At 32.8% G+C, this 11,626-nt stretch carries 7 protein-coding genes; 4 read left to right on the top strand and 3 right to left on the bottom strand.

All coding sequences use genetic code 11. From position 1 onward, the window contains the following. Positions 1-177: 177 nt before the first annotated feature. Complete coding sequence (locus J3477_RS14255) at positions 178-1,053, bottom strand: MurR/RpiR family transcriptional regulator (protein WP_206870609.1); 876 nt, start codon at positions 1,051-1,053, stop codon at positions 178-180. Between the two features lie 209 nt (positions 1,054-1,262). Here J3477_RS14255 and J3477_RS14250 point away from each other — a divergent pair, with 209 nt between their 5' ends. Beyond that, positions 1,263-2,738 (top strand): family 1 glycosylhydrolase, encoded by a 1,476-nt coding sequence (locus J3477_RS14250; RefSeq protein WP_206870608.1) that lies wholly within the window; start codon positions 1,263-1,265, stop codon positions 2,736-2,738. A gap of 124 nt (positions 2,739-2,862) precedes the next feature. Beyond that, positions 2,863-3,690 carry a Cof-type HAD-IIB family hydrolase gene (locus J3477_RS14245; protein ID WP_206870607.1) on the top strand — a complete coding sequence of 276 codons (828 nt, stop codon included), beginning with the start codon at positions 2,863-2,865 and terminating at the stop codon, positions 3,688-3,690. A 99-nt stretch (positions 3,691-3,789) separates the two neighbouring features. On the opposite strand, the gene J3477_RS14240 is transcribed toward J3477_RS14245, so the two are convergent. Further along, positions 3,790-4,617, bottom strand: coding sequence for an endonuclease/exonuclease/phosphatase family protein (locus J3477_RS14240; RefSeq protein WP_206870606.1), 828 nt, complete (start codon positions 4,615-4,617; stop codon positions 3,790-3,792). A gap of 371 nt (positions 4,618-4,988) precedes the next feature. Between J3477_RS14240 and J3477_RS14235 the strand changes: the two genes are divergently transcribed. Further along, entirely contained in the window at positions 4,989-9,596 is a 4,608-nt protein-coding gene (locus J3477_RS14235) for a PA14 domain-containing protein (protein ID WP_206870605.1), read from the top strand. Positions 9,597-9,984: 388 nt separating this feature from the next. Further along, positions 9,985-10,848, top strand: a complete 864-nt coding sequence (locus tag J3477_RS14230; protein WP_206870604.1) for a YitT family protein — start codon at positions 9,985-9,987, stop codon at positions 10,846-10,848. A gap of 231 nt (positions 10,849-11,079) precedes the next feature. Here J3477_RS14230 and greA read toward each other — a convergent pair whose 3' ends face one another. Beyond that, a complete protein-coding gene (gene greA / locus J3477_RS14225; RefSeq protein WP_206870603.1) occupies positions 11,080-11,544 on the bottom strand; it encodes a transcription elongation factor GreA in 465 nt (154 codons plus the stop codon). Positions 11,545-11,626: the final 82 nt, after the last annotated feature.

Genomic DNA, 11,626 nt, shown 5'->3' with positions numbered 1-11,626 from the left:
GTTTCTTTTAGTTTGTATTATTGCAAAAATTAAATCTTTGCGTAAGCTCATTAAGGATGAACAACTCTAATCCTAAAAATATAAGTTTAATTGTAGAGTTGTTCATCTAAAGAGCATCGGATTACTAACCACTTAATTTCTACACGATACTTTTACAACACTTTTCTAAAGTTCATTTTATTCTTTTATCAGGTTAATTGTTGAATATCTTGGATCTATCTTTTTCGAAATATTAGTTTTATATTCTAGATTATAATCGTAATTAACTTTAAATAAGCAGGAATATAAAATATCTAAAATTAAATGAATAGAATCATTACTTGAATAGGTTGCGATTTTTGAATAAAGTTTTTCTCGTGTAGAGATAGAAAAAGCACAATCACCAAAGGTTCTTAAGGTGTTTTCACCAATACTTGTAAGTACAATTATGGGAGTATTTTTACTTTTTAACATCTCTGCAATTTGTAAAACTTCTGTATTTTCTCCTGAATAAGAGATTAATATAGCACAATTTTTAGGTGATGAATTTGAAGCTACCACCATTTGCTCACCAGGTAAATTCATGATTTCAACATGACGATTGATTCTAAGCATTTTATGTTTAAAATCATAAGCCATAAGTAATGAATTACTGCTGCCATATACATTAATCATTTGTGCTTTATTTAATAGATCCACTGCCTTTTTTAGCTCTTCATTCTTTAAAAGAGAAAGTGTATCTTCAATACTATTAGCCGCTAAATGTGCAACTTTTGAAGCAACATTTATAAAAGAATCGTGAGCTTCAAATGGAAAATCTGGATTAACATCAGAAAAATGGTTGTTTAAGTATTGAAGTTCTTCAATATATTTTTCTTTCAATTCATTCCACCCGCTGAAACCAAGCTTTTGAGATAATCGAACTACTGTTGATGGTGAAGTATAAGTTGCATTTGCCAAGTCTTTAGTAGATAAGTTAGCAATGTTTTCTTTTTCGCTAAGAATATAATTAGCAAGAATTTCTTCTGATTTTGATAGAGAATCTATAGATTCAAGTTTATTTGAAATTAGCATAAATACATTCCTCTTTTCAATATATGTAAGTAATATAGGAATAGGATTTCATCATTTTATATAAAATAGCTAAGAAAAATGAAATTGCATTCTAATATGTAATCAAAATGTTTAAATTATAATGTTTCTTATATATGATTATATCATAAGAGAAAAATTTATCTAAAGATGTACAAACATAGTTGGAATAAAGAGAGGAGATAATTAAGATGGGATTTAGAAATGGTTTTTTATGGGGTGGAGCTACAGCAGCTAATCAATTTGAAGGTGGGTACTTAGAAGATGGAAAAGGATTAAGTACTGCTGATATTATGACAAATGGAAGCCACAAGTCAGCAAGAAGAATAACTTACACAATGCCAGATGGAACTAAAAAATCTCAAGGAGTATTTCCTTTTCAGTCTATACCTGATGAAGCTGTATTAGAATGTCATGAAGGAGAATATTACCCAAGTCACCAGGCTATAGATTTTTATCATCATTATAAAGAAGATATAGCATTATTTGCTGAGATGGGATTTAACTGTTTTAGATTATCTATAAATTGGGCAAGAATTTTCCCAAATGGGGATGATGAGCTTGCAAATGAAAAAGGTCTAGAATTTTATGATAATGTGTTTGATGAATTACTTAAATACAATATTGAGCCAGTGGTAACAATTTCTCACTATGAGACACCTCTTGCTTTAACAAACAATTATGGCGGTTGGTTAGATCGTAAGGTTATAGATTTCTATGTAAAATACTGCGAAACTATATTCAATAGATATAAAAATAAGGTTAAGCATTGGATGACTTTTAATGAAATCAATATAATGGATCATATGCCTACTTTTGCAGGTGGAGTTATTAAAAACGACGATCAATCAAGAGCGCAAGCAGTTTATCATCAGTTCTTAGCAAGCGCAAAGGTTGTACAATTAGGCCATGAAATTAATCCAGATTTCAAGATTGGTATGATGACTGCATATGGATCTACTTATGCATTTACTTGTAATCCTGAGGATGAGTTAAAATTAATGAAAAGTGATCAACAAAGACACTTTTTCTCTGATGTTCAATGTCGTGGGGTTTATCCAGAATATAAATTAAAAGAGTATGAGAGATTAGGTGTAAAATTAGAAAAGCAAGCTGGAGACGATGAACTATTAAAGAATGGTACAGTTGACTATATAGGATTTTCTTATTATTCAAGTTCAGTTGTGAGCTCTGACAAAAATAAAACTGTAACTGATGGAAACATGTCTACTTCAGTGTTAAATCCTTACTTAAAGGCAACAGATTGGGGATGGCAGATTGATCCAGTTGGATTGAGACTTGCACTTAATAGATTGCAAGAAAGATATAACTTACCTTTATTTATTGTTGAAAATGGAATGGGAGCTATTGATAAAGTAGAGGAAGATGGTTCTGTACATGATACTTATCGTATGGAATACTTAGCTAAGCATATTGAGGCAATGAAAGAAGCAGTAGAAGAAGATGGTGTTAACTTAATGGGATATACTCCATGGGGCTGTATTGATCTAGTTTCTGCAGGTACTGGAGAGATGAGAAAGCGTTATGGATTCATATATGTTGAAAAGGATGATAACGGTGATGGACCTCTTACAAGAAGCAGAAAGGATTCTTTCTATTGGTATAAAAAAGTAATTGGTTCAAACGGAGAAGACTTAAGCTTCTAGAATTATATAATGAGTGGTATCAATTGATATCACTCATTTTTTCTTATTTAGAAAATATTAAGTTTTAGCATAATTTTTTGTGTACAATAAATATAACTGAAAATTGTAAGAGAGGAAAATTGATATGGGATATAAACTAATTGCTTGTGATATGGATGAAACTTTATTAAATGATGATCATGTGATTTGTGAAAAAAATATTGAGCTTATTAAAAGAGCAAAAGAAGAATATGGAGTAAAGTTTGTTCCAGCCACAGGAAGAGGCTATAATTCTATTCAGACAGATTTAAGAATATTAGATTTATATGATGAACTAGGTGAGTATGTTCTTTCTTTTAATGGAGGTGCCTTAACTGAAAACAAAGGAAATAAATTATTGCAGTTTAAAGGTTTGGATTTTCATAAAATGAAAGAGATTTTTGAGTATGGATTAACCAAGGATGTTTGTATTCATGTCTATACAAAAGACAAGTTATATATCTATAATTTATCAGATAGTGAAAAGGCAAGGATTGAACGTCAAAAATTTCAATGCACTATTATGGAAGAAAACACTGTAGATTTTTTAGAAGGTGAATTAATAGCTAAGATTTTATATCAAAATATAGATGTGCCATACTTAATGAGCTTAGAACCTGATATGAAGGATATAGTACATGGATACTGTTCTGTTAGTTATTCATCAAATCGTTATATGGAATTCAATTCCTTAGGCGTAGATAAAGGACAAGGTTTAGCAGATTTAGCAAGTATATTAAATATAGATATAAAGGATACAATTGCAGTAGGAGATAACTACAATGATATGGCTATGTTAAAAGTTGCAGGGTTATCAGTTGCAGCAGGTAATGCAGTGGAAGATGTAAAAAAGGCTTGTGATTACACAACAAATGCTGATAACAACGAAGGCGTCGTTGCGGAGTTAATTGAGAAGTTTATTTTTAAAAAATAGTTTTCTGATTGAAGTGGTTCATCTTTAAAACCAGTAGTTTTATGTAACTACTGGTTTTAACTTTGTATTTTATAAAGCAGTTTAGCAAATTGACTTAGTTTAAAAACTGAAATCACACAATACAGGAAAGTGATCAGAAGGGTATAGTCCTAATTGGTTATCTGGAAGAATGCCATAGTGCAGAATATTAATTGGGCCATGATAAAATATGTGATCAATAGATCTAAAGATTCTATCATGTTGTTGTTGTAGGAATTCCATATTTGACTTATATTCATTCATCATAAAACGATGATAGGTGAAAGGTAAACCATAATAAATAGTTGTATCAGTCTTTGAAGCATCTATGAATCCTTGTGATAGGATCTCGTCATAGGCTGGAGATTGTTCGGATGAGTTGAAGTCTCCACATAGAATTGCTGGAATGTTCTTATTAAATAATGAAAGCTGTTCTTTTATTACATGAACACTTTTTGAATTTGCTGTCTTGCCTACATGATCGTAATGAGTATTTGTAATAATAACAGACTTATTTGAGCTTTTATGTTTTAATTGCTTCCATATAACAGTACGAGGGCACTTGGCATCATAGCCAAGTGAACCAGCAATTGATGGAGTTTCCGATAACCAAAAACATCCCAGGTCTTCTAAATCAAACATATCTTTACGATGGAAAATAGGGACCTGCTCTCCAGATACCTTGCCATCATTACGTCCTACACCAAAACAGGAGTACTCAGGAAGTTTCTCTTCTAAATAAACCTTCTGGTGGTCTAAAGCTTCTTGGAGACAAAATATATCAGGATTATAGTATCTTAATATAGATAATATCTGTTCACGTCTATGGTCCCATGAATAAGGCTCGTCTGTTCTACGATCAACAAGGATATTGAAAGTCATTAGCCTTAAATTTATAGATTCTTTCATACTTTTACCTCCTGGTATAACAATCCAAATATTCAAATGATAACTATAATTTTACCATAAATTCAGAGTAAATTCATCTATAGTAAACAACTACTGGTAGGCATAGGTTACTAACATAAAATAAGATATAAAAATTGTAGCAAAAGTATACAAAAGTAATGAATAGTGCAAATACATTATGAAAACGTTATGATAAGATTTTTTTGTAGGATTAAACGGAATAAAAATAATAATTAACTAATCTTTCAAGGATTTAAGGATGAAATTCAGCACAGTGGGACAGTAATATCAAAAATATTTAAAAAGGAGGTGACTTTAAGAAGTTTATAAAAGTTGAAAATCTTAGAATATAGATAGGGGGACAATGGGATTTGAAAAGGAATAAATATAATAAATTTATGAAGATGCTATCAATTATAATGACTTTTCTTTCTGTTTTAACAGTTAATCCACGCTTAACTAAAGCAGCAACAATTATTCAAGCTGAAGAAGTATCCTATCATGGATTAAAAGGTGACTATTATAAATGCAGTTCTACAACTGGAGCGGATTTTTCAAGTTTAGTATCCACAAATATAGATGAAAATATAAACTTTTATAGTTCTTTTACTGATGTACTTAAAGCACGTACAGGTCAAACAGAGGGATGTGCAGTGAGATGGACAGGAAAGATACAACCTAAATATAGTGAGGATTATACTTTTTATATGATTGGTGATAATGGTTTTAGACTTTGGGTTGATGGAAAATTAATAATTGATCATTGGGTAAATGATTGGGAAATCCCTCAAACAAGTAATAAAGTTAGTCTTAAAGCAGGAGTTCAATATGATTTTAAACTAGAGTATTTCCAAGCAACTGGTGGAGCAGACTTAAGACTTCAATGGTCAAGTGCAAGTCAACCAAAGCAAGTTGTGCCAGTAGAATGCTTTTACCAACCAGAGGGTAGTAATGTACCTATCGTGACAGCTTCTGTAGAAGCAGTGACAGGAACTTGTCAGCAGTATGCACATCCAACACTGCCAAGTACTGTAACTGTAGATTATAGTGATGGTACAAAGAAACAGCTTCCTGTAGCTTGGGATTTTAGTGATGCGTCATTATTTTCTAAGGTTGGGAATGTAGTAGTAACTGGTACAGTTTCAGGTACAACAGCAGAAGCTATAGCTAATGTAAATGTGACATCATATGTTCAATGGGAAAAGCAACAGGCACCTTTAATGACAAAATGGTCAGCAGATGTAACTGCTGATAATGCACTTCCTGATTATCCAAGAATGCAGATGCAGAGAACTGATTGGCAAAATCTAAATGGATTATGGCAATTTCAAGAAGGAACTGCAAGTGATACAGTTCCGATTGGAAAGGATTTATCAAGAAAGATACTGGTTCCATATCCTATGGAGTCAGCTTTATCAGGAATTATGACTCATTATGATTATTCTTGGTATAGAAGGGTTTTCACTTTGCCTCAGAATTGGAATGGTAAAAACATAATCATAAACTTTGGCGCAGTGGATTGGCAATCAGAAGTATTTGTAAATGGTACAAGTGTAGGTGTTCATAAAGGTGGTTATGATCCTTTTAGTTATGATATTACCCCATATCTAAAGGGAACAGGAGAACAAGAGTTAATTGTAAAAGTATATGATCCAACAGATGCTGCTGGGGAGCCAAGAGGAAAGCAGACCTTACATCAAGGTGGAATAATGTACACATCAACCAGTGGAATTTGGCAAACTGCTTGGCTCGAACCAGTTGCAGCATCCTCGAGCATAGATAATCTAAAGATTGAGCCAGATGTAGATGGGAATAGGCTTAAACTTACAGTAAATACTACAGGGGTAGATGAAGGAACTATAGTTACTGCTACTGCTTATGATGGAACAACTATTGCAGGTAAGGTAGATGGCGGTCCAAACACAGCTTTATACATCCCAATTACTAATGCAAAGTTATGGTCTCCAGATAATCCTTTCTTATATGATCTTAAAGTGGATTTAAAGAAAGACTCAACAGTTATAGATACAGTAAAGAGCTACTTTGGAATGCGTAAAATATCCATGAAGCAAGTGAATGGAGTAAATAAGATTTTCTTAAATAATAAGGAAACCTTTATGATGGGGCCTTTGGATCAAGGCTTCTGGCCTGATGGACTTTACACAGCTCCAACCGATGCTGCTTTAAAATCTGATATCGAACAGGAAAAAGCTTTAGGCTTCAATATGGTAAGAAAGCATATTAAAGTAGAACCTGCACGCTGGTACTACTGGGCTGATAAATTAGGAATTTTAGTTTGGCAGGACATGCCTTCTGCTGATTCCTACATGAGCAATCCTCCTCCAGTGGATAAACCTCAGTATGAATTGGAACTTCAACGTATGGTTCAGACCCATTGGAACAGCCCATCAATCATAATGTGGTGTGTATTTAATGAAGATCAAGGTCAATACGAACCAGCACGACTTGTAGGACTTGTGGCAAATATGGATTCTTCTAGATTAATAAATCAAGGAAGTGGAGGACCATATGCAAATGCAGGAAGTATTTATGATGTTCATAGCTATCCACCTCCAGCCTGTCCGAATAGTTCGACTCAAATTAATGTTTGCGGAGAATATGGTGGTATAGGCTTCAAAGTTCCTCAGCATCTATGGAATGAAGCTCTCTCAGCAAGTTATATTATGGTAGATAATCCTAATGATTTAACTAACTTATACGATGTGTATGCTAATAACCTATTATCTTATAAGACAAATAATGGGTTAAGTGCAGCAGTGTATACTGAGATAACTGATGTAGAAAATGAAGTAAATGGTTTAATGACTTATGATAGACAGATGAAATGTGATGTAAATAAGATTAAGACCTCCAATGAAAAAGTTATAAATAAACTTTCTTATTATAATGAAGTATTACCTACTTCAAAATCACAAAAGCAGACTTGGAAGTATACTACAGCAAATACAGCATCAGATTGGTATTCTTCGAGTTTCAACGATTCTGCATGGGCTTCAGCTCAAGGGGGTTTTGGTACAGCAATGACCCCAGGAATATCTGTTGGAACCAATTGGAATACTTCAGATATATGGATGCGTAAGAGTTTTAATCCTGGAAATCTCGCAGCTGATGAAATAAATAACCTATGCTTCAACCTTTTCCATGATGAAGCCACTGAGATTTATATAAATGGAGTACTTGCAGGAACAGCAACAGGATATTCAACTGATTATGTACTTTTAGATATGAATGATGCTGCTAAGAAGGCAATTAAGATTAATGAAAGCAATGTCATTGCAGTTCACTGCCATCAGACAACAGGAGGACAAGGGATTGATGTGGGAATAGGAAAGAGAGTTCTTACAGATAAGCCGATTACTAGCACAACCTTCAGCGACAATTTTGACAACGGAACTGCAAATCAATGGAACACCTTTGGAGGAAGTTGGTCAGTAGCAGACGGAAAGTATGGAGTTTTGGCAAATGGTGGTGCAAAGTCTATAGCTCAAAATACTAATTTTTCAGATTTTACCTATGAAACAGATATAACATTAGGAAGTATTCAAACTAATAATAATGCAGGAGCATTGTTTAGAATAAGTAATCCAGGAGTAGGAGCTGACAACTATAAAGGTTATTATGCTGGGCTTGGAAAGAATGGCGATGTTACTGGAGTAGTACTAGGTAAATCAAACGGTTCTTGGACCTTTTTAGACACTAAACCAATGACTATTGAAACAGGAAAGAGCTATCATATGAAGGTAACTGCTATTGGATCAAGTATAAAGGTTTATGTAGATAATATGGATACACCTATAATAGATAAAGTTGATACAAGCTACATTTCTGGAGCTATAGGTTTAAGAACTTGGAATGTTGATGCTAAGTATGATAATATTTCTGCTGCAACTTATGTTCCAGTAGTAAAACACACTGAGGCAGCTTTAAGTGATTTAAAGGTTAATGGCAATACAATAGCTGGCTTTGATGAAAATACCACTACGTACAATGTGGAACTACCAGCAGGTACAACAGCAGTACCAGAAATAAATGCAGTGGTAAAGGATTCGGATAAAGCAGTGGCTGTGGTAACAAAACCAGAAGCATTGCCAGGAACAGCTAAGATAGTAGTAACAGCAGAAGATGGAGTGACAACAAAGATTTATACAATTAACTTTACAGTACAGGTTCCAAAGGATACAGATGCAACCTTGAAGAATATAAGTATAGACGGTAAAAATTTGGAGGGATTTGAGTCAACTAAAAAAGACTACACAATTACATTACCTTCAGGAACAACAAAAATACCTGTTGTTTCAGCCGAAGCAACAAAGACTGTAGCTGTAGCAAAAGTAACTCAAGCTAATGCAGTAAATGGGTCAGCCTCTATCAAAGTAACAGCAGAAGATCGAATTACTACGAATATCTATACTGTAAAATTTGTAGTTGCTTCTAAAAATGATGCTACATTAACTAAGATAATTGTAGATGGTAAGGAGCTTTCTGAGTTTAAAGGTGATTTAATTACTACGGTAACCATCCCGTATACAACTAAAGAACCTACAATAACAGCAACTGCTACTGATGCCAATGCAAAGATCAATATAAAACAAGCTGGTTGCTTGAATTCCTTTGCAGCTATTCATGTGACTTCTGCAGATGGAAGAAATCATAGAATCTATACCTTGTACTTTAAGATGTTACCAAATACAGATGCATCTTTAAGTAGAATAGTCGTAGGCGATAAAGAAATAGATAACTTCAATCCAGAGGTTTTAGAATATACCTATAAACTACCTTCTGGTACTACGAAGGCACCAATTGTTTCTGCAAAGGTAAATGATCATAGAGGGCTAAACGGTGCACAAATTACCATAAAGCAAGCCTGCAAAGTAGGAGAGAAGGCTGTAATAACTGTGACAGCAGCAGATGGAAAAACTATAAAGAAATATACAGTTACCTTCGTTGGAGGGCAGTAACTTGAGCTGATTTAAAAGCTGCTAATAGATTTGAAACGACATAGATATTTTTAAATAGCTTATAGCGATTAGTAAAGATTATTGGGAGTATAGATATTTTCGTTAAATGAGGATACCTATGCTCTCTTTTTATTATAAAATTCATAATATATATGATTGCGACATAAGTCACTAAGCTATGTAGGTGGCGAAAGTTATTAAATACTATGATTGTTGAACAAAAGTATAAATTTTCTTATAAGAATTCTATAGAAGTGTTTTTACTAAGTGGTTTAAGAAGTTGAAGTATTGAGCTATAATAGATAGGGTTGTATTATTAACTTTTTAAATTACTTAGTTAGATTGAAGTGTTTCATCTTTAATAAAATATTTAAGGAGAATATATTAGATGCTTAAGAAATACTCAGCGATATTAAAGAACATATTATTAATTTTACTGGGAAATACAATATATGCTTTGGCAGTTACTATGTTTATACTTCCAACTGGATTGATTACAGGGGGGACAACAGGATTGGCACTATTGTTTTATCATCAGTTTAATGTGCCTATTACTATATTCGTGTCTATTTTTAATATAAGTATGTTCATACTGGGGGCAGTGGTTCTAGGAAAGAAATTCGCCTTTACTACATTGATTAGTACTTTTTATTATCCCTTTGTTTTAGGAATTTTACAGACTATTCCTGAGCTAAAAAACATGACTTCTGACCATCTATTAGCAACAATTTATGCAGGTATAATGATTGGGTTTAGCATCGGAATAGTAATAAAAGCAGGTGCATCTACAGGAGGGATGGACATACCGCCTCTTGTATTAAACAAAAAACTTGGATTACCAGTGTCTGTGGTAATGTACGCATTGGACTTTACTATACTTTTATCTCAAATGCTTTTTGCTAATAAAGAGCAGGTTCTATACGGAATTCTATTAGTTCTAATTTATACAGTGGTACTTGATAAAGTATTATTACTTGGTCAGTCTAGAACTCAGGTTAAGATTATAAGTGATAAGTATGAAGAAATTAATCAAATGATTATTAAGTATCTCGACAGAGGATCTACTTTAATTCAGGCTGAAACAGGTTATTGTCATAATAATAATTTGGTTGTACTCACTGTAATTTCAAATCGTGAACTTTCAAAGCTAAATGAACTTGTTAATTCTGTAGATCCTAAAGCCTTTATGATTATTAATAGAGTTAATGAAGTAAAAGGTAGAGGATTTACTATGGAGAAGTATTATATGTAATGTAGCGCATGCTATTCAAGACTAATGAGATATTATTTTAAACAGTATATCTTCAGAAATGTGGATAAGTAGGATATCTAACAGTAATAAAAATCAGATTTGTTGATATATATTTTAAAAGTTTTCAATAAAAAACACCACTGAAGAAAGTGGTGTTTTTATGTTTACAATACAGCATAAACATTTACTTAGCTACTTATTAAAAAAAGTAATTACTAACCTTAATAAAGTCTATAGAACTTCTAATATCTCCACATTGTAATTTTCACCAGGAGCATTAACTTCAACTATATCTCCAGCCTTCTTGCCTGATAAAGCTTTACCTAAGTCAGATTCTATACTTATCATCATATTATCAGGATCTAAGTCCATTGTAGTTACTAAGGTTAGAACAGTCTCAAAATCGTCATCGATGAACCTAACTTTAGCTTTGCTATTAAGCCCTAGTACTGATTTATCTATACTTTCATCATCTACAACAGTGGCTGTTGAAATCATGGTCATTAAGTACTGAATTCTATTATCGTTTTCTCTATAGTTAGCACAAGCTTCCTTATATTCTGCGTTTTCTGATCTGTCACCATGTGCTGCAGCTTCTAGTTTTTCTCTTGCAATTTCGGCTCTTTTTGTTGTCAGTCTATATTCTAACTCTTCTTGTAATTTTCTCATATTTTCTGATGTTAATGTATTGTTCATAAAATAGGCTATCCTCCAATGAAATTATTATACTAATATTATATAGCATATTGCAAAAAACAAAAGATGCTTTATAGTATAT

This window comes from Clostridium zeae, assembly GCF_017312485.1.
GTDB lineage: Bacteria > Bacillota > Clostridia > Clostridiales > Clostridiaceae > Clostridium_AR > Clostridium_AR zeae.
Note: the sequence above shows the minus strand (reverse complement) of the source record. Positions and strands in the feature narration are given on the sequence as shown.

Bases quoted from the DNA above. Each gene is read 5' to 3' on its own strand.
- J3477_RS14240 (WP_206870606.1), bottom strand. From the start codon at position 4,617: ATGAAAGAATCTATAAATTTAAGGCTAATGACTTTCAATATCCTTGTT.
- J3477_RS14255 (WP_206870609.1), bottom strand. From the start codon at position 1,053: ATGCTAATTTCAAATAAACTTGAATCTATAGATTCTCTATCAAAATCA.
- J3477_RS14230 (WP_206870604.1), top strand. From the start codon at position 9,985: ATGCTTAAGAAATACTCAGCGATATTAAAGAACATATTATTAATTTTA.
- greA (WP_206870603.1), bottom strand. From the start codon at position 11,544: ATGAACAATACATTAACATCAGAAAATATGAGAAAATTACAAGAAGAG.
- J3477_RS14245 (WP_206870607.1), top strand. From the start codon at position 2,863: ATGGGATATAAACTAATTGCTTGTGATATGGATGAAACTTTATTAAAT.
- J3477_RS14250 (WP_206870608.1), top strand. From the start codon at position 1,263: ATGGGATTTAGAAATGGTTTTTTATGGGGTGGAGCTACAGCAGCTAAT.